We start from the raw sequence: 19,675 nt of genomic DNA, 5'->3' as shown, positions 1-19,675 counted from the left end.
CGCAGAGGTTATTCAATAAAAATCCTTGCCAGCTCATCTCTCAGGTCGTTCATTGGCGCACTTGAACGATTGATCGCAAAGGCGATGATAACTTTATTTTCGAGGTTCATCAAAAACATGGTGCTTCCGCCAACCGATCCTCCGCTATGACCTTTCCAAACGGTGCTATCAATTTCCATGGTTGACCAGCCAATGCCGTAGTTGGTGGATTCCCCATCATCAGTTTCGAGGGGTTTCATTAACCGATTCTTCGTTTCCTGATTCAGGAAGTCGTCAGAAAGATGTGCTTCTCCAAACTTGATCATGTCTTCGGTGGTAGAGAGAAATCCGCCGCCGGCCCACTTATAACTGTTGTCCACATAGGGGGCCTCCTTGTTTTCGCCGTTTTCGTAAATGTAAAACTTGGTTCGTGCCGGAATTTCACGGTAGGCGTAATCAGGCATAGTGTTTGTCATGCCTAAAGGCTGAAAAACTTCGGTCTCCATAAAAGGAATAAACTCTTCATCAGAAGCTCCTTCAACAGCAGCGCTGACCAGATTCCATCCATAGCTGGAATAAGAGTAGGAAGTGCCCGGCTCAAATAATAGCGTATCTTCCTTAAAAATTTCGAGCCCGGCTGTCACGGTGTTGTATCGAACGGTACTTATAAACTCATTGTCCCGATAGTGCCTGACTCCAGTGAGATGACCTGCCACCTGCTCTACGGTAAAGTCGTATTTCTTTTCCGGAAACTCTGGCACATAGGTGTGAATTGATTCGTCCAGATCCATTTTACCCTGCTGGTACAGCAAGCCAACAGCGGCCGCAGTGTAGGTTTTGGATACACTGCCTACCCGAAATAACGTTTCATCAGGATCAATTGGGGTTTGGGTTGAAAGATCCGAATAACCATATCCCCGAGACCAAATAATTTCCCCGTTCCGATATACACTCACACTCATGCCAGGGATATTATTTTCGTAGTAATAAGATTCTACTAACTCCTTGGCTTCAGTAATATCATCCTGAACAGCTACTTCCTGGCCAAAAACAGTCAGAGTAATGAATGAAAACAGAATCAGAAAACTAAATCGCTTTTGCATAATTAATCATGAAATTGAGATTAGTATTATTCGGCTATTTAAACAGCTTACCGGCCGGCGGAATTCATATAGTCTATCACCAGATTACTCATGGCCCGTACACCCAGTTTCATTCCGCTTTCATCGATGTAGAAATCCGGGGTGTGATGTCCGGCTGCTTCACGATTGGGAGCTTTTCCACCTACAAAGAAATATAAGCCGGGCACTTCTTTCTGGAAGAAGGAGAAATCTTCAGCTCCTGTGATCGCATCCATGATCACAGCATTTTCTTTTCCGGCAACTTCTTCCAGGGTGGGCGCCATCATTGCTGTTAATTCCGGATCGTTGTAGGTGATAGGATAGCCTTTGTGAATGGTCAGGGTAGCTTCAGCGCCGTTGCTTTCAGCTGTATTCTGAACGATAGTTTCCAGCCGTTTAAAAATAAGCTGACGCATATCTTTATCTAAAGCGCGGATGGTCCCTTCAAGATGAATACTTTCCGGGATGATGTTGTGACGAACGCCCCCTTCAATCACGCCAAAAGTTACTACGGCAGCTTGTTTGGTGAGCTCCATATTTCGGCTGACGATGGTTTGTGCATTATTGATGATTTGAGCTGCGGTAACAATCGGGTCAACACCATTCCAGGGAGCCGAGCCATGGGCTTGTTTTCCTTTTATGTCGAGGCTGAAGCTGTTAACACTGGCCATAATTCCTTCCGGGCGATAGCGAATAGTGCCAACCGGAGTGGCATCATTGATATGTAACCCAAAGATTACATCTACATCTGGGTTTTTGAGCACCCCCTCTTTCACCATCAACTCCCCGCCGCCTTCTTCACCCTGTGGAGCCCCTTCCTCAGCGGGTTGGAAGATAAACTTAACGGTACCTTTAAGGTCGTCTTTCATTTCGGTGAGTATTTTCGCCACACCCATCAAAATAGCCATGTGGGTATCGTGTCCACAGGCATGCATTACTCCCACTTCCTTTCCCTGATACATTCCGGTTGCAACCGATTTAAAGGGAACATCAGTGCGTTCGGTGACGGGCAGGGCGTCCATGTCGGCCCGTAAAGCTATGACCGGTCCCGGCTGACTGCCTTCCAAAAGAGCAACCACGCCGGTATGTGCCACCCCCGTTTCAACTTCAAGCCCGAGTTCTCTCAGGAATTCAGCGATATACGCTGATGTTTCGAACTCACGATTAGATAATTCCGGGTTTTCATGAAAATGCCGGCGCCACTCGATGACCTGCTGTTCAATTTCATCTGCACGCTTATCGATTATTTTTTTCAGCTGATTTGATTGTGCAAAAGCGGTAAGGGTAAAAAGGAATAGGACAATCAGTGAGCATGCTTTTTTCATACGGATAATAGACTAGTTAATAATGTATCCGATTGTAACCAATACCCAACACTTTCAAAAATAAAAAAACCCTCCGCAAGAGGGTTTTAATGAATGACAAGAAAAAGGGTTTTACCAGGCAGTTGCTCCAAATTGCAGGGGTGGTAAAATTATCTCATTACCGGATAACCTGAGTGAACGCGATCGGGGTTCTTCAAACTTTTTAGATTGGGTATCCAGCACAAAATTGTAAGTAACCAGATCTCCATCCAGGTAACGCCTGAATGTTACCTCGGCTGTAAAAATGCTGTCGATGGGTTCTTCATCCCGGAGGTAAATTTTATTGATTTCATTCAAAGGCCGAACATCTCCCACCAGAACTACTTTGTCGGTTGAAGGGATGAAGAGACTGTCCTGCAGGGCTCTTCTCATATCAAGGTTAAAAGTAACGGTGGTTTGAGCTGTTGCCGCGACAAAACCAGAGATGGATAGAAGCAGTACAAGAATAAATTTGATGCTTTTTTTATACATGAAAGCGAGGTTTATTTGATAAGAAAGGTTAGTTTTTAACGATTACACGGTCTTTCCAGGATAATATGGAGAACACACTTTCGCGTGGGAAGTATGGAGGGATTGAATATCGGAGACGGGTGTCATACTCATAATTTTTTGAGAATCCGGTGTCTCCGAATAATCCGCCAAAGGTGCCAACCGGCCCCCGGTTCTTTTGAATGATGCCGCCCAGTAAATTTATTTTACCTCTGTAGCCGCCCGAGCTGTAGTTCTCAACACGAAAAGATGCCCCCATGGCCATAATGGAGGCGTGAAGGCTTACATCCGCGGAACCTTTATACCGATGAGCTTCTCTGTCAAGAATTACGTCTTTTTCACTCACCAAACCAAGCAGGTCAGCAGACACCTCATTATTCCGTGGATCGTCGTAATATTCGAGGTCACCCATAATCTCGATGTCATCTTCAGAGTGCAGGGTTAATGGACCGGCAACCATTCCTTTAACCAAAGCCTTTTTGGTGGTGGAAATAATCCCATTGTGTTCGGATGCTTCATATTCCTGAGCCGGTAACCAAACTTCCGCAGCTTCATCGTACTCTGAAATAGAAACGGAGCCGTCATCTTGAAAAGTCACGTCAATTTGATTGGTAAAAGTTAAGCCGGTTGCGGTGGCTGCACTCTTTAGGTCATTAATCTGGGCTTGAGTTGGGAGTGGGCGTTCCGGGGAGTTAAAATCCGTGGTGCTTCGGAAATCGGGGTTGTCGCCAAATAAACTTCGGCTCTGCCACATATTTGGGCTCGAAACGTGTCCAAAAAAGGTGGGTGTTCCGGATATTCTAAATGTACCGTTGGTGTGAATAGGGCCGGAAATGACATCCGATGAGTAGAAGTAGATTTCTGAGTTGCCTAACAAACTGCTTCGCTCTTCATCCGAGAAATAGGAATACTTGGAATAGGAATCCCGACGCATCATTACCTCAACAATGGCGGTGTAGTTTCCGTAGGTAGCCTCGCTGTAAAGAAGTACTTTATACCCGTCCCAGCCACCTTGCCCTATAGAGATTCCTTCGGGATAAGAGGAGCTTTCCGAGTCGTACAGTTCGAGGTAAGCTGAACCCGGCAGAGAACTCACGTCCGAAATCTCTCCATCCCATTCATTATCAATGGTGATTTTCTCGATGCCCATTTTGATCATACTTACGGCCGAATTTTTAGCCTGTGCTTCGCTGATGTTCTGCGCAGATTTCTGCGGCAGCATCATAGCTCGGCGATTATTTGAGTTTGTGATAACTCCGGCGATAATCATAAACCCGGCCACTAAAATTAACATGGATCGTCCCATAAAAGCAGGTTCTTAAAAAGTTAGGTTGTTAGGTACAATGGTTCGGTTCCACACCGAGCGGTAATATTTTTCAGCCCCCTTGGTGCTGACGTAGTAAGAGTTTTTTGACTCATGTACCAGTTCAATAGAAATTTGTTTTACAAGCTCGGGATCGTTTGTTTCGCTACCGTTGGCATCCAGATATTTAAATTCCAGGTGAGTGACGTTGAAGGTGAGTTCTTCACTGTCTCCGCTAAAAAAAGGATCAGGATCAAAAGTGCGGATGAGGGTATAATCATCAGGGTTTTCAGTTGAAGTTGCTTTGTTGGAGGTGAGATGCCATTCTACGGTGTTGTAGTCGGCTACGGTACCAATTCCGTCTTCATCGTATATATCGCCCTTAAATTCGAAAGTCACTTCCGTCATAGTCATAATATTGTCGGCTGTGCCGGTGTTATATCCTAGCCTGTTTATATCATTCTGAAGGATTTCAACAATAGTGTCAAAAGAATTCTCAGTCATAACCCCGGTCGTTGTTTCAACAGCCGAGTTAAAAACAAAGCTATTGAAAGCCAGCAGTGTGAGCAGAAAGAGCCCGCCTATCACGAAACTAGTAAAGATATTCAGGTTCATCTCTCAAAGGATTTAATGAACACAAGTGTAGCTTCAGAGTTATAATCCTTGACGGCATTGGTCACCCTAACCGTAACCAGGTATCGGTTTAGAAGAGGGTCGGTTTCTTGGATTAGCTCAGAGTCAGCTTCAATCCGAAAGGTTTCTTCATACTGGTTCTCAGAACCATATACATTGGTTTTGTTTTTGGGATAGCCAGCGAATATGTAATCGCTGTGTCCATCTTTTAAATGATTCTCTTTATCCCGGCTCAGCAGTTTTACCTGTTCAATTTCGTCCTGAGCAAGGGCGATGGATCGGTTTTCAGTTCCGGCAGTGACCATACTATTTGAAGCAGCCAGGAAGCTTTTGGATATGTTGGTGGACATCAGAGAAAAAAGCAGCATCGCTGCCATCAAGTAAATAATATCGGAGTAGTCGGTCATCGGTATAGCTAAAGTTTGTTTGGCTATACATACGATGATGATTTTTGGCAGGATTGCTGGGAAAGCGTTAGTTTTTCTTAATGTATGCTACAAATAAAAAATCTCGTCCAACTCGAAGATATGATAGCCGGGAGGGCATTTCTTCAAAGAGTTGATCATTCCTTCCGCAACCTTGCCGGCAAAGATGGGCCGGTATTTTTTAAGTCCGGGAATTTTAGTGAACATCTTGGCAAGTAAAATTCCGATTGATTCTCCAAGCCGGTCTTCCTGTCGGGCTCCATCCAAAAAAGAAGGGCGTAAGATGGTGATCACTTCAAAGGGGAGTTCCTTTACGGCTTCATCCAATTCTCCCTTTAGTTTAGTGTAGAATGCACGTGATTCAGCATTAGCCCCGGCTGATGATACCAGGGAAAACTTCGCTACGCCATTTTTGGCAGCGGCTTTGGCGGTTTCATATTGATAGGTAAAGTCTATGGTGTATTGCCTTTCCTGACTTCCAGCCTGTTTAATAGTAGTCCCCAAAGCAGAATAAAGCTCATCGCCGGTAAGCTGTTTTTTCCAATCTTCAATTTCTTCAAACTTTACAATATGCTCTTTCAGCTTGGGGTGATCAATACCTGTACTTCGCCGGTGAAAGACTTTCACAGAAGCATAATCATCATTTTCCAGAAGTTGGTTCAAAATATGAGAGCCTACCAGCCCGGTAGCACCAATAACGATCGCTGTTTTATTCATAATATTTAAGCCGTGATATAGTGTAGCGATTAGGTTTAAAAAATCTCCTTATCACGAGATCACTTTTTTATTCTACTGCATCCAATACCCGACTAACCACTCCATCCATTGCACTGCCCTTAATCCATCGGGCTACAATAACCAGGTCATTTTCCTGATCTACATATACCATGTTGGTTCCGGCGCCAAGGTGGAAAAAGGCGGTAGTAGGCGCACTCGGTATCCTATCTTTGTTAACGTTCAGAAACCAATTCATGAAACCATAATTGGTGTTAGCTTCGGTGGGAGACTGAGCCATTTTATTCCATTCTTCAGAGATGACCTGCTCCCCTTTCCACTTTCCGTTTCTTAAGGTCAGCAATCCAAATCTTGCCTGATCGCGAGCGCTAATAAACATGCCTCCGCCCCAGTGGCCACCGCCACTTACGGCCTGCATTTGTTGTCCATCAATAATAACCCAGGAATTTTTGTAACCCATCCAACGCCAGGTTGGGGAGGCTCCAATTTTGTCCATCACTTCTTCCCGAAGTACTTTGGGAAGAGGCTCTCTAAGTACATTCATTGCGGCCAAAGCTAAAAGGTTTACACGTACATCATTGTATTCCCATTCAGTTCCCGGTTCAAAACGGTCACGAGTCATCCATTCCGATCGTTCTCCTGAAGGCCGGTCAGCCCAGTCAGGTTTGCCCCAGAGCGTTCCTTTCCAATCAGAAGTTTGACGAAGAAGATGATTCCAGGTGATTTTAGAGTTGTGCTCCCCTTTGAAGGGCTGAAATACTTTAGATTCTTTAAACTGGTCGGCTTTGTTTTGATTGTTGTCCCATTCCATGAAATAGATGGGGGCCATATATGGGTCAACTTTGTCGTCAACATTCCGGATCAGCCCGCGGTCGTAAGCAACACCTACTGTTGTAGTCAGAAAGCTCTTGGTTACGCTGTGAGTCATATCCACCCGAAACGGGTCGCCCCATTCGGCGATGATGTAGCCGTTTTTAATAATGATACCGGTCTGAGGCCCGCGATCTTTGAAAGGTCCAATGCCATCACCAAACGGTTCGCGCCCAAAGGTGCCGTAGTGATTTTCTTCCATACTGCGCGGATTATCAGACTCTTCAGCCTGTGCGTATTCGATAGCTTCCTGGATCTTATCTGCATTTAATCCGACTTCTTCCGGGGATCGTTTCTCCCAATCACCCCATGAGCCGGGATAGTAGGTTTGGGCTTGAAGTGCAGATGTAGATACAATTAGCAGTAGAAGTATTAATAACCGGCGCATAATCTTTTGTTGATTTAGGTAAAGCTCGAATCTACAAAAATGACGTTTAATACCAAGTTAAAGTCTGTACACCTTTACCTTGTACCTGCACCTTTTAATTTACTTACCCGAAGATGTTTAAGAGTTGTTTATTTTAGTTCTCCAGAAATCCGTAAAGAAACTAAGCCAGCGCTGTACTTCCAGAAATCCATCGGTATGCAAAGAGCAGTGACGCTCTCTTCCTTCTTTTGTGATGTTAATAAAGCCGGTGTCTTCCAAAATCCAGATGTGCTTGGATACAGCCGGTCTGCTTATGTCAAAATTTTCTGCAAGAGCGTTAATGGTATGCGGGCCTTCGGTAAGAATTTCGAGGATCTTACGACGGGTTGGGTCTGCTACTACCTGGAAAACATCTAAATCAGGAATGTCCATATTCGTACTCCTTGGTCTTTTTTGGGTGTTTTGGCAAAAGAATAAAGCTTTACAGTGACATGAATATAAAAGTAACTTTAAAGTTACACAAGAGTGGCGGGAGAACCGTTTTTAAACTTTTCTCATTGATGACTTTTTCCCAAATCATGCAATTTATTAATGTCGGGGTGAAGAGTACTTTTGATGATAGATCGTGAAGCTGTAACAGAAACAGGGATGAATTCAAAGGTCTGAAAAAAGTGAAAGTTTTCAGAAATAATTGCTACACTCCCGAGGCACAGAAATGAAATAATCTGAACGACATGCTCCTTACCGTTTTAATTTTAGTAACTGCTTTTTTACTGAACCTGTTTTTGCCCTGGTGGAGCGTTGTACTTCCGGGCTTATTTTTTGGATGGTGGTTCAACAAGAATGCCGGCACTTCATTTGCATTCGGGTTTTTAGCATTATTTCTGCTTTGGGGTGGGCAGGCGATATATATTCATTTTGCCAACGACGGAATTCTATCCACGCGTATTGCAGAAATGCTACAGGTAGGATCACCTTTGCTGGTTGTCTTAATCACGGGAGTTTTGGGCGGGGTAGTGAGTGGACTTGCTACCGTTACGGGATCACTAATCCAGGAAACGCCAAGAAAGTTCAATTCCTGATCGCATAAACATGTAATTACATAGGATCTGGAAAGTTCATATCTCCTTAAGAAAATAGAGGAGCATTATGCAATACCGGTCAATTTCTTTTTCTCTGTGTTTAATCGTTCTATTCATAGCCGGTTGTGCCACTTCCTACCAACCAGCAAACTGGAGGGGATATGGTTTTAGTGAGAAACAACTTTCAGAGCAAAGCTTTTTGGTTTCCTTCAAAGGAAATGCAAATACCTCGCCAACGGATGTGCAACGCATGCTATTAAAAAGATGTGCGGAGCTGACAGTGTTTTATGGTTACAGTTACTTTTTAATTATTGATAAAGACTCGGATAAGAAAACGAATTTAACCTACAATGAGGCCACTGAAGATTATAATAAGGAAGAAGAGCACACCAAATCAGTTCTGATGTTCATGGCTAATGAAAAAGACATCAGTCCCGAAGGCCGCCAAAAAGCAATTAATGCGGGTATCTATCTGCGGGATAGATAATTAAGAGGCTCACTCTTTAGATCCGTAAAAATCCCTTCCTGTATAAGTCTTATGGATGATTTTCCACCCTTCTTTCAGCTTTAACAGCAAAAAGTAGTCGATGTAGACACCGCGATTTGGCATCACGATTTCTACTTTGGCTGTTGCTGCGTTGTTTTCATGATCAATTGAAATTATTCTGCCGATGCGATTGCTTTTTCGTCCTTGTTGAAACCTGGAAATGTAATCCTGTCCGTCCCAAACTCTGAGGCTGTCGTCACCAATCACGGTATATAAATTAAAGTCGGGATGAAAAGCTTTCTGCAACCGATCGGGCTCTCCGTTGGCGGTTCCCTCTATGTAATCAGTAAGCGTTTCCTGAATGAGTTCTAAATCGGTTTGGGCAAATGAAGTAACACTGATCAGTGATAAGAATAATAGCAGGCTAAGTTTTTTCATGGCGCTTGCAAGGTTTTATAGGGATTAGATGATTCTTTATGTCATGTGCGAACTACGGGAAGGGGGCGGTTATGGTTTCGGAGTGGTAGCCTGAATTTTCTGATCATCCTCTGACAGGTAATGAGTAGGGCTGTCCATCTCACCCAGATAGTCTGCAAAATCCTTCATAAAATTATAATGGGCATTCGTTGGGTATACCCGATTCCAGGTTTTGAGAACCTGTTTTTTAAACAGGCCGGTGCATTGATTGTTTGGAGATGTTTATAGATTTCATTTCCTACTTATCCCCAAACAATATTTCGCATAAGAGAGCAGTATTTCATGCATTTTCTAAATTTGTGAAATTAATACTGCTGGTTTTTCTGTCACTCCAAAGGAAACTACTATCGCTAAAAGTCGGGCCAGCCTTTAGCAAATCCACCCTCTTTAATTCTGGTCACACTAGAAGCTTCAGCCTTACCAAAGGGTTTAGTCCAATAAGCAATACCGATGCTATTAGATGGATCCGCATAATCCGGAATGTTTACAAAAAAATAGTACTTGTTTAGGTCAGGGTTAAATACGGCTCCGGCTATTTCCCAAATACCCTTTGGTTCTTTCCAGGCATTAAGCAGTTGGGGGTAATTAGCAATCTTCCATTGCTCTGGCCAAAAAGTACCAAAATTGTTTGGCGGAATTCTTTGGGTTCCTCCATCGGATATATATTCGTCATTCTCTGTGTCTCCTGTAGCATGCGCATCAAATAAATTAATAACTCCATTTACAATTCCAGCGCCGGCCTCTTCATACCACTCAGGTTCAATGATTTTTGAACGGCCTGTATATAAAGTAGGTCTTGGCTGATCAAATCCCTTTCCATAAGCCTTGCGGGCATAAAAATTCCCTTTAAAAAAATAGTAGATTTTAGACTCTTCATTATAAACAACCGCATCAGGGCCTATAGGTCCTTCCCATGTTCTTCCACCACGCTCAACGCTTGTCACTCTGCCTGTTGGATAATTTTCCCAATTGCCTTGCACAGGTTTTGCCGCTTCAATGGGTTTGCCATACGGTTTGCGGGCATAGTAAGGCCCGCCAAAAAAGTAATATGTTTTTGACGAAGCATTATAAACCACAGAAGAAACTTTTGGCCATCTTAATTGATCCCAGCCATCCCATTGGCTCATAGGGAATGGACCTTCCACATCCTCACCTCGTTTTTTTCTCAGGTACTGCTGTCCGGAAAAGAAGTACCAGGTTTTACTGGTCGAATTATAAGTGACGGCATCAAGTTGACTAAAATCTTGTGCATGTGCTTTTTCAGAATGGGATAAAAATAATATTACAGAAAAGACGAGAAATACCGATAGTAATGTTTTCATTGTGGCCCTTTTTTGTTGTTATTTCCCTCAAAACAGAAACCACAAAACTACAGGTATAAGAGAGTTTAGTTTATCATAGTTAATTATCGCTTAACATCATAATTCTTGCCCACCTCTTTTTAAAAGCGACGGTACAAATAGTTGCCAAAAATACTTTGGTCTATGAAATAATGATTAAAACTCAGAATCAAAATTGAATCCAATCTCCGCGCTCCGTATCTTAGGAAAACTTCAAACAAGCATTCACTCCAATTACCTTTTTAGCAATCCATAGTTTTGAAGCACTGCCACCGCGCACCCAAAAATGGAGGTCGCGCGATTGATGGCATTTCCATTTCCCAATATCATTTTCAAAATCCGGCGCGGTATTCGCAGTCGGATTTTTTTTGGTCTGAAAACTTTATCGAATGCCTTTCCTGTTGCAAACACCGTGTTTGCAACCTCTTATCAACCAAACTCACTAAACCCGAAATACATCTAATCCATGTCACTACGCCCACAGAAAAAAGCCATACTTGCACTCAGCGATGGTACCGTTGTTCACGGCCAGGCCGTTGGACACGAAGGAATTACCGGTGGCGAGTTATGCTTTAATACCAGCATGACAGGCTACCAGGAAATTTTCACCGACCCGAGTTACTACGGTCAGCTCATGATGATGACCTATCCGCATATTGGAAATTACGGAACCATGCCCCGGGATGATGAAGCCCGCAAGGTGATGGTGGCCGGAGTTATCACCCGAGCCTTTTCATGGGAATACAGCAACCCCATGGCTGACCGAAGCCTCCAGGAATATCTCGAAGACAATGAAATTACCGGAATATCAGGAGTAGACACCCGAAAATTGGTTCGCCACATACGGGAAAAAGGAGTAATGAATGCTGTGATCTCCAGTACCGAACTTGATGAGAAGAAACTGGTGCAGATGGCCAAAGACTGGGACGATATGGAAGGCCTGGAGCTGGCTTCCAAAGTAACCCGCTCTGAAGCGCAAACGGTAAATGGAGAAGATGAATTCCGTGTAGCCGCTTTTGACTATGGCATCAAGCAAAACATTATCAACAACCTGAATAAACGAGGTTGCACATTGAGAGTGTTTCCGGCCAAAACTCCGGTTGAGGAAGTAAAAGCCTGGGAGGCAGATGGATACTTTTTCTCCAATGGCCCGGGAGATCCTACAGCAACAGCTGAGTACGCTCTTGAAACGGTAGACTTTGCCAAAAAAAGCGGAAAACCGGTCTTTGGGATTTGCCTCGGTCATCAGCTGATGGCGCTGAATGAAGGCCTGAAGACCAAAAAGATGTTTGTCGGTCACCGGGGAGCAAATCAACCCGTAAAAAACCTTGGCACCGGACTAGTTGAGATTTCAACTCAAAACCATGGTTTCGCAGTAGATGAAGATTCCCTGGACGATAAAATAGCCGAGGTAACGCATATCAATCTGAATGACGGCACGATTGAAGGCCTGAAGTTTAAGAACTTCCCGGGCTTTTCGGTTCAGTATCACCCCGAAGCATCTCCCGGTCCGCATGACTCAGCCTACTTGTTCGATCAATTCATCGACATGATGAAAGAACATAAGTAAGCAAATGACGGCCGGCGGTCAATCGTCCTTCGTCAAAAACCATCCATCACCAACAATCTATTTACCACTAACAAATAATTACGAACGAAACTCATGCCCAGACGCGACGACATCAACAAAATTCTGATTATTGGCTCCGGACCTATTGTAATTGGTCAGGCCTGTGAATTTGATTACTCTGGATCTCAAGCTTGCCGCTCGCTGCAGGAAGAAGGCTACGAGATTGTACTTATCAATTCAAATCCGGCTACCATTATGACCGATCCTATTATGGCGGATGCAGTGTATATGCTTCCCATGACTACGGATTCGATCAGGGAAATTGTGGCCAAAGAAAAACCGGACGCAGTACTGCCAACTATGGGTGGTCAGACGGGGTTGAACCTCTGCCGGGATTTGGAAAAAGAGAACTTCTGGAAAGAAAATGATATCCAGATTATTGGTGTAGATATTGATGCGGTAGAGCTGACGGAAGATCGGCAGCTTTTCCGGGATAAAATGGAAGAAATTGGAATTGAGCAGTGTCGAAGCCGTACCGCTCAATCCCTACTGGATGCGAAAGAAATTGTTGAAGAGCTGGGCGGTTTGCCCATTGTGATTCGACCTTCATTTACCATGGGGGGCGCCGGAGGTGGTATTGTTTGGAATGAAGATGAATTTGAACGAAAAGTACTTCGCGGATTAGAGTTAAGTCCGGTTCATCAGGTGCTTATTGAAGAATCCATTTTTGGCTGGAAGGAATACGAATTGGAGCTTCTTCGTGATGCCAATGACAACGTGATTATCATTTGTTCTATCGAGAATATGGATCCGATGGGCGTACATACCGGAGATTCTGTGACGGTGGCTCCAACCCAAACCCTGACGGATAAGCAACTGCAGCATATGCGTGATTCTGCGATCAAGATGATGCGTTCGATCGGGACGTTTGCCGGTGGCTGTAATGTGCAGTTCGCGATGGAGCCGGGGTCAGACCGGCTGGTGGCGATTGAGATCAACCCTCGGGTGAGTCGCTCATCAGCATTGGCGTCAAAAGCGACTGGATACCCGATTGCAAAAGTAGCCACCAAGCTGGCAGTCGGCTATACATTGGATGAACTAAAAAATCAGATTACGGGAACTACCTCGGCATGCTTTGAACCAAGTATAGATTATGTGGTATGTAAAATACCCCGATTCAACTTTGATAAATTCCCTGGTGTGGATGAAGAGCTATCAACCCAGATGAAAGCTGTGGGTGAAGTGATGTCAATTGGGCGAAACTTTCCGGAAGCGCTGAACAAAGCCTGGCAATCACTGGAAGTAGGCCGGGATGGTCTCGGGGCTGATGGCTACGAAGAATTTGATCGAAAGACAGTACGAGAGCGTTTGCTGAAGCCGTATTGGGATCGTTCTATGCAGATTCGAAACGCTTTTAAGCTAGGTGCATCAGTAGAAGAAATTGCAGATATCACAAAAGTAGATCCCTGGTTCTTGCAACAAATCCGATATATGGTTTCCCTTGAAAACCGTACCGAAGGCCAAAACCTGAAGGAGATCACTAAAGAAGATTTCTTTGAGCTGAAACAAGCAGGCTTCTCTGATTCGCAGATCGCGTACCTGCTTAGCAAAAGCGGCGAAAAGGTAGACGATAAGAAAGTCCGGGATCGACGAAAAGAGCTCGGTATAACTCCATCCTTTAAGATGGTAGATACCTGTGCAGCAGAGTTCCCGGCACAAACGCCTTATTACTATTCTGCATATGAGGGGGAGAACGAAAGCGAAGTCACGGATAAGAAAAAAGTATTGATTCTGGGAAGCGGCCCAAACCGAATTGGACAAGGGATTGAATTCGACTACTCCTGTACACATGCGGTGCTGGCAACCAAAGAAATGGGGTATGAAGCCATCATGGTGAATTGTAATCCCGAGACGGTTTCTACGGACTTCGATTTTGCGGATAAGCTCTACTTTGAACCGGTTTATTGGGAGCGCGTGTTGGATATCATTGACCATGAAAAACCGGAAGGAGTGATTCTTCAGGTAGGTGGACAAACAGCCCTTAAGCTTGGAAAGCGTTTTGTGGAAGAAGGCATAAAGATCTTCGGAACCGATTTTGGAATGATTGATTTTGCCGAAGACCGTGGAGAATTCTCCAAGTTTCTGAAGAAACTCGACATCCCCTTTCCGGAATATGGCACGGCAAGAGAAGTTGAAGAGGCAGTAAAAATTGCCGGAAGAATCGGTTACCCGGTTCTGATTCGACCAAGTTATGTGCTCGGCGGACAGGGAATGCGAATCGCCGTGAAAGAGGAAGAGCTGCGTAAATATGTTGCAAATATTTTGAAAACTCACCCCGAAAACGCCTTCCTGATTGATAAATACCTGGAACATGCCATAGAGGTAGATGTGGACTCTGTTTATGATGGCGATCAGCTTCACATAGCCGGGATTATGCAGCATATTGAGCCGGCCGGTGTTCACTCAGGAGATTCCACAGCCGTGCTACCACCTTATTCGCTAAGCGATGAGATCATCAAGACGATAGAAGACCATCAGCTTAAGATAGCGGAGAACATGGAAATTCTCGGCTTCCTGAATGTGCAATATGCCGTCAAAGATGACAAAGTGTATGTGCTGGAGGCGAATCCAAGAACAACCCGAACCATTCCGTTCCTGGCTAAAGCTACACAGCGACCAGAAGCGGCAATCGGTGTAAAAGTGATGCTGGGAGCTAAGCTCAAGGAATTCGACCTGACTTCAAAACTGGAAAACTGGGCCATCAAAGAGCCGGTATTCCCTTTCGATAAATTCCCTGAAGTGAAAAAAGAGCTGGGGCCTGAGATGAAGTCAACTGGAGAAAGCATCTACTTCGCCAAAGACTTCAACGATGACCACTTCAAAAAACCATACGAGTTCAAAAGCTTATACCTATCCAAGTAGGCTGCCTGGGTAATGTAACCTTACTTGATCACTCTGATTCGTGACTCTTGACTGATTAGATTTCAAGTTCAATTGTAAGGAATCTAATTGAAGTGGCTCTTACTGATTAGTAGTAGATGAATGTCCCAACGGGACATAATCAAAAAAAATAGTGCAACGCACTATGTAAAACACGAAAATCAGAAAGAGCCCCAAAGGGGCGTAAAATGGGGAAGATTATGCCACAATCTCTATCAAAAATATATGCTCATATTGTATTCAGTACGAAACACAGGCAGAATATGATAGATAAGAGCATTGAAGTTGAATTGTATAATTACATTGGCGGAATCTGTAAACAATTAGGGTCTGCTCCCATCATAGTGGGTGGGCATAGAAACCACGTTCATATTTTATGCCTCTTATCGAGAAAAGTAGCTGTAATGAAATTGGTTCAAGAGATTAAGCAGGGTTCATCAAAATGGATTAAGGCAAAAGGAGCCCGATACGCGAATTTTTATTGGCAAGATGGATATGGGGTCTTCTCAGTATCTCAATCTCATGTCGACAGGGTTACACGGTATATTCAAAATCAGGAAGTGCATCACAGAAAGGGGGATTTTAAGAAAGAGTATCTAACATTGTTGAAGAGGTATAATGTTGATTATGATGAGCGGTATTTATGGGGTTGACGACAGCGCCCCTTTGGGGCTTCCATATTACATTGGAATTAACATAGCGCTTCGCACTATGTTTTTGGATTAGCCCTTTCAGGGCTCTTGGTAGTTTATTAAGCTTTTCATTTAGAGGAGGGGTTCAAAAAGCCTTATCTTAATATTGATAATTAAAAATTTTAAAGCTGCGTTGAATTCAAGGTCTGTTAACAGACCTGTGAAATCCAAAAACTCAACTATTCTGTGATCAAAGAAGCGAAGACGACCTTAAAAGAAACATTTGGCTACGATACCTTCCGACCGCTACAGGAAGACATCATCAGTCAGGCCCTCAAGAGAAAAGATGCACTCGTAATAATGCCCACCGGTGGTGGTAAATCGCTCTGCTACCAAATTCCGGCGCTGTTATTTGATGGACTGACCATTGTGGTATCTCCTCTTATTTCACTGATGAAAGATCAGGTAGAACAACTTCGGGAGTACGATATCAATGCGGTTCATCTGAATAGCTCGCTCTCACCGGAAGCTTATGGATACAATCGCCGTCAGGTACTGCAGGGGAAGGCCAAGCTATTGTATATAGCACCTGAAACCTTGTTAATGGACAAAACAAAAGATCTTCTCAAAGATATTAAAGTAGATTTGTTTGCGGTAGATGAGGCGCACTGTATCTCAGAGTGGGGGCATGATTTCCGGCCAGATTACCGCCAGCTGGCAGAAGTGCGAAAAGAATTATTCCCTGATGCTACCTGCATGGCGCTTACAGCTACAGCTACTCCCCGGGTCCGGGAAGATATTATGCGAACGCTGGAGTTTGGGGAATCAGAAGAATTTATAGCAAGCTTTGATCGCCCTAACCTGTTCCTGAAAATTGCCGATAAAGACGATCCAACCAACCAGGTTTTAGACTTCCTTTATACACGGAAAAATCAGTCCGGCATTATATACTGTACTTCCCGCCGGCAGGTAGATGAACTGTATCAGGAGCTGGAAGATGAAGGCTATTCAGTGAAACCTTATCATGCGGGCTTATCCGACCGTGACCGGGCTATCAACCAGCGGAAGTTTATACGGGATGACATTCAGATAATTGTGGCAACCATTGCGTTTGGGATGGGAATCAATAAACCAAATGTTCGTTTTGTGATGCACTACGATATGCCGCAAAACATCGAGCAGTATTATCAGCAAATTGGTCGTGCGGGCCGGGATGGGCTTCGCTCCGATTGTGTTATGCTCTTCAGCTATGCCGACACGCAGAAGATCAAGTACTTCATCAACAAAAAAGAAGGACAGGAAAAAGAGATAGCAGAAAAACACCTTGATGACCTGCTTAAGTTTATTGAGTCCAAAAAATGCCGCAGAATTCCACTCATGAAATATTTTGGGGAAGAATACCCGAAAGACGAGTGCGGAATGTGTGATAACTGCCTGTCTAAAGATGAGGACGTGGAAGATTTCACCCTTCAGGCCAAAAAGTTGCTTACCTGTGTAAAAGAATTAGAAGAAGGATATGGGAAGACTCAGGTTATTAATGTGTTGAGAGGCTCAAAAGCCAAAAAAGTGCTGGAGCTGGAACATGATAAGCTGGATTCATACGGTTCAGGAAAAGAATGGTCCAAAGATCAGTGGGAACAGTTATCCCGAATGCTGGTTCGCCAGGACTATCTTTCCAAAGGAGAATACGCGGTATTGCAGCTGGAGGATAAAGCCGATGCTGTTCTAAAAGGTGATGAAAATGTGTACGGTACACTCGACCGAACCAGCACCATGCTGAGTGATGAAGAAGCCTCGCGTGTAGCTACGGAAGTTGAAGCTTCCTATGATGAAAATCTCTTCGAGATTCTCCGCAAAGAGCGGAAGAAAATGGCGGACGAAAAAGGGATTCCTCCCTACACTATCTTTCCGGACACGACGCTGATGGAAATGGCGTACTATTATCCGAAAGACAAAGAACACCTGCTTCCCTTATATGGTGTAGGTGATGTGAAGCTCAAAAAGTATGGCTCGGCATTTATTGGCATTATCAAAAAGTATACGGCCGAACATGGCATCGAGGCGAAGGAAGAAACGCTTCAGGAAAAAGCAGAAGAACTGGAAAGCGTAGAGTTGCACCAGCAAATTGGGAAGGCATTTAATGATGGGCAGCGAATAGGTCATCTGGCTGAAGAGCATGGCGTGAAAGAAGTTACCATCCTTAACCATCTTAAGGATTATCTGAAAGAAGGTAATGACCTTAGGCTGGATGGAATTACCGAAGCAACTTCCCTGTCATTACGCCAGCAGGATGAAATTATCAAGATTTTTGATGAGAAAGGGTCTCATATGCTGAAGGTAGTTTATGATCGAATGAATAAGAAAATCGGTTACGACCAAATCCGGATTATACAGCTGTACTACATGGCCAACGAAGAGAATGATTAGCAGTCGGACTTAACGGGAAGACTTATTCTAAAGCTGGCCCCGCCTTCATCAAGGTTTTTGGCTTCAATGGTTCCTCCAGAGCGCCGAATAATCTCATTAGAGATCGGCAGACCCAACCCCAGCCCAAACTTAGCACCCTGATTTTTTGTGGTAAAGTTGGCTTCAAAAATTCGGTGAATAATATCTTCAGGAATCCCCGGGCCATTGTCTGTGATTTCAATCAGTATTTGGTCATCGGAATGCTTTGTTGAAATAGTAATTTCACCGGAATCATTGAGAGCATCACAGGCATTGACCAATATATTAGTCCAAACCTGATTCAGGTCGCCCACCTGTACACAGGTTTTTGGGATGTCATTCAAGTGGAGGTTTAGATTTACATATTTCAGGCGATTGCTTAGCACCAACACGGTGTCTTTAATTCCCTCTCTGATATCAATAAACTCCTCTTTGTTTTGATCCTGCCGGCTGTAGCTTTTCAGGCTTTTGACGAGGTTGGCAATACGATTGCTGGCAATGCGAATGTTGTGGATCATGCGCCCCGCTTCAAAATGATTGGTCAGGCTCTCGATATCTAATTTCTTACGTTGATCTTTGATAACCTCTAAGGCATTATCCGGCATTTGTGCCAGTTTTCTAACGGATGCCCGCTCATGAACCCAGGGAAATTGCTTCTCAATCTTCAGCATTTGTTTACGCAACTCAGCACTGTCCAGAGGCTCACTTTGCAAGCCAAGTTTGAACAACTTATAGGTCGAATCTGATTCTTCGAAGGTGGAATAAATTTCGATAAGGTTTTCAGCTGATCGCATCAGGGCCGAAGCGGGATTATTGACCTCATGTGCAAATCCCGCAACCAACTCACCAAGGGTTGCCATTTTTTCCTGATGAATAAGCTGCTGATGCGTTTCCTCCAATCGCTTATAGGCTTTTTTAAGATCATCCCGCTCTTTACCAAGCTCTTTGTTTAGTAAATGCGTTTTTGTCTGCAAACGGATATTACTTTTATATCGCTGAATCATGTTATTCAGCATTAGTTGCTGAAGTGGATGCTTGAGCCGTGGATGGTCACTCAGATACTGCTCAAATTGTTGGGGCTTCATTTTAAGAGCTAACCCCTGCTGGGTAATTTTGGCAGTTGTGAGAGTGGGCTCTCCGGTCGTAAAAGCAATAAGCCCTACAAAGCTTCCGGGGTTAAGGGTAGTTAGCGTTATTTCGCTGTCGTCAGCTTGTGTTCTGGTCAATACCACCTGCCCTTCAAGTAAAAGGTATACGTCTTCAAGCGGTTCACCCTGAGAAAAGAGAACCTCATTTTCTTTCAATACCAAAAGATGATCCTTCAGTTCATCCAGCTCACTAACCAGTCTTTGAATGAAACGGAGAATAGTTTCGGTATCATTAAGCCACGATATGCCTTGATTGGATTCCATGTAG

At 44.0% G+C, this 19,675-nt stretch carries 18 protein-coding genes; 6 read left to right on the top strand and 12 right to left on the bottom strand.

What is annotated here, in order from left to right:
• Nucleotides 1-8: 8 nt before the first annotated feature.
• The 9 genes from RIB15_RS05740 to RIB15_RS05700 form a co-directional block, all read right to left on the bottom strand.
• Complete coding sequence (locus RIB15_RS05740; protein ID WP_350201195.1) at nt 9-1,082, bottom strand: serine hydrolase domain-containing protein; 1,074 nt, start codon at nt 1,080-1,082, stop codon at nt 9-11.
• Nucleotides 1,083-1,129: 47 nt separating this feature from the next.
• A complete protein-coding gene (locus tag RIB15_RS05735) occupies nt 1,130-2,425 on the bottom strand; it encodes an amidohydrolase (RefSeq protein ID WP_350201194.1) in 1,296 nt (431 codons plus the stop codon).
• A 111-nt stretch (nt 2,426-2,536) separates the two neighbouring features.
• Nucleotides 2,537-2,935 carry a hypothetical protein gene (locus RIB15_RS05730; RefSeq protein ID WP_350201193.1) on the bottom strand — a complete coding sequence of 133 codons (399 nt, stop codon included), beginning with the start codon at nt 2,933-2,935 and terminating at the stop codon, nt 2,537-2,539.
• Nucleotides 2,936-2,963: 28 nt separating this feature from the next.
• Nucleotides 2,964-4,259 (bottom strand): DUF4900 domain-containing protein, encoded by a 1,296-nt coding sequence (locus RIB15_RS05725; protein WP_350201192.1) that lies wholly within the window; start codon nt 4,257-4,259, stop codon nt 2,964-2,966.
• Nucleotides 4,260-4,271: 12 nt separating this feature from the next.
• Nucleotides 4,272-4,871: a hypothetical protein gene (locus RIB15_RS05720; protein WP_350201191.1), complete on the bottom strand. Its 600-nt coding sequence runs from the start codon at nt 4,869-4,871 to the stop codon at nt 4,272-4,274.
• Nucleotides 4,868-5,296, bottom strand: a complete 429-nt coding sequence (locus RIB15_RS05715) for a hypothetical protein (RefSeq protein WP_350201190.1) — start codon at nt 5,294-5,296, stop codon at nt 4,868-4,870. Before RIB15_RS05715 ends, RIB15_RS05720 begins: the two co-directional genes overlap by 4 nt.
• Nucleotides 5,297-5,383: 87 nt before the next feature.
• Nucleotides 5,384-6,031 carry an NAD(P)H-binding protein gene (locus RIB15_RS05710; protein ID WP_350201189.1) on the bottom strand — a complete coding sequence of 216 codons (648 nt, stop codon included), beginning with the start codon at nt 6,029-6,031 and terminating at the stop codon, nt 5,384-5,386.
• Nucleotides 6,032-6,098: 67 nt separating this feature from the next.
• Nucleotides 6,099-7,307 (bottom strand): serine hydrolase domain-containing protein, encoded by a 1,209-nt coding sequence (locus RIB15_RS05705; RefSeq protein ID WP_350201188.1) that lies wholly within the window; start codon nt 7,305-7,307, stop codon nt 6,099-6,101.
• A gap of 117 nt (nt 7,308-7,424) precedes the next feature.
• On the bottom strand, nt 7,425-7,718 hold the full coding sequence (locus RIB15_RS05700; protein WP_350201187.1) for an ArsR/SmtB family transcription factor: 294 nt from the start codon (nt 7,716-7,718) through the stop codon (nt 7,425-7,427).
• Nucleotides 7,719-8,020: 302 nt separating this feature from the next.
• Between RIB15_RS05700 and RIB15_RS05695 the strand changes: the two genes are divergently transcribed.
• Both RIB15_RS05695 and RIB15_RS05690 read left to right on the top strand, forming a co-directional pair.
• A complete protein-coding gene (locus RIB15_RS05695; RefSeq protein WP_350201186.1) occupies nt 8,021-8,368 on the top strand; it encodes a hypothetical protein in 348 nt (115 codons plus the stop codon).
• Nucleotides 8,369-8,435: 67 nt separating this feature from the next.
• Complete coding sequence (locus tag RIB15_RS05690; RefSeq protein WP_350201185.1) at nt 8,436-8,855, top strand: CC0125/CC1285 family lipoprotein; 420 nt, start codon at nt 8,436-8,438, stop codon at nt 8,853-8,855.
• 9 nt (nt 8,856-8,864) lie between these two features.
• Here the strand turns inward: RIB15_RS05690 and RIB15_RS05685 are convergent, their stop codons facing one another.
• Together RIB15_RS05685 and RIB15_RS05680 are read right to left on the bottom strand one after the other, a co-directional pair.
• Nucleotides 8,865-9,293, bottom strand: coding sequence for a nuclear transport factor 2 family protein (locus RIB15_RS05685; protein WP_350201184.1), 429 nt, complete (start codon nt 9,291-9,293; stop codon nt 8,865-8,867).
• A 389-nt stretch (nt 9,294-9,682) separates the two neighbouring features.
• Nucleotides 9,683-10,654: a hypothetical protein gene (locus RIB15_RS05680; protein ID WP_350201183.1), complete on the bottom strand. Its 972-nt coding sequence runs from the start codon at nt 10,652-10,654 to the stop codon at nt 9,683-9,685.
• A gap of 484 nt (nt 10,655-11,138) precedes the next feature.
• Between RIB15_RS05680 and carA the strand changes: the two genes are divergently transcribed.
• The 4 genes from carA (at nt 11,139) to recQ (ending at nt 18,241) form a co-directional block, all read left to right on the top strand.
• Nucleotides 11,139-12,242: a glutamine-hydrolyzing carbamoyl-phosphate synthase small subunit gene (gene carA, locus RIB15_RS05675; RefSeq protein WP_350201182.1), complete on the top strand. Its 1,104-nt coding sequence runs from the start codon at nt 11,139-11,141 to the stop codon at nt 12,240-12,242.
• A gap of 93 nt (nt 12,243-12,335) precedes the next feature.
• Nucleotides 12,336-15,164 (top strand): carbamoyl-phosphate synthase large subunit, encoded by a 2,829-nt coding sequence (gene carB / locus RIB15_RS05670; protein ID WP_350201181.1) that lies wholly within the window; start codon nt 12,336-12,338, stop codon nt 15,162-15,164.
• A 218-nt stretch (nt 15,165-15,382) separates the two neighbouring features.
• Complete coding sequence (gene tnpA / locus RIB15_RS05665) at nt 15,383-15,835, top strand: IS200/IS605 family transposase (protein ID WP_350201180.1); 453 nt, start codon at nt 15,383-15,385, stop codon at nt 15,833-15,835.
• A gap of 225 nt (nt 15,836-16,060) precedes the next feature.
• Nucleotides 16,061-18,241, top strand: coding sequence for a DNA helicase RecQ (gene recQ / locus RIB15_RS05660; protein ID WP_350201179.1), 2,181 nt, complete (start codon nt 16,061-16,063; stop codon nt 18,239-18,241).
• On the opposite strand, the gene RIB15_RS05655 is transcribed toward recQ, so the two are convergent.
• Nucleotides 18,238-19,671, bottom strand: a complete 1,434-nt coding sequence (locus RIB15_RS05655; RefSeq protein WP_350201178.1) for an ATP-binding protein — start codon at nt 19,669-19,671, stop codon at nt 18,238-18,240. The two genes, recQ and RIB15_RS05655, sit on opposite strands and share 4 nt — an antisense overlap.
• Nucleotides 19,672-19,675: the final 4 nt, after the last annotated feature.

Origin of the sequence: Gracilimonas sp. (genome assembly GCF_040218225.1) — a bacterium.
In the GTDB taxonomy this organism is placed as follows: Bacteria; Bacteroidota; Rhodothermia; order Balneolales; family Balneolaceae; genus Gracilimonas.
Note: the sequence above shows the minus strand (reverse complement) of the source record. Positions and strands in the feature narration are given on the sequence as shown.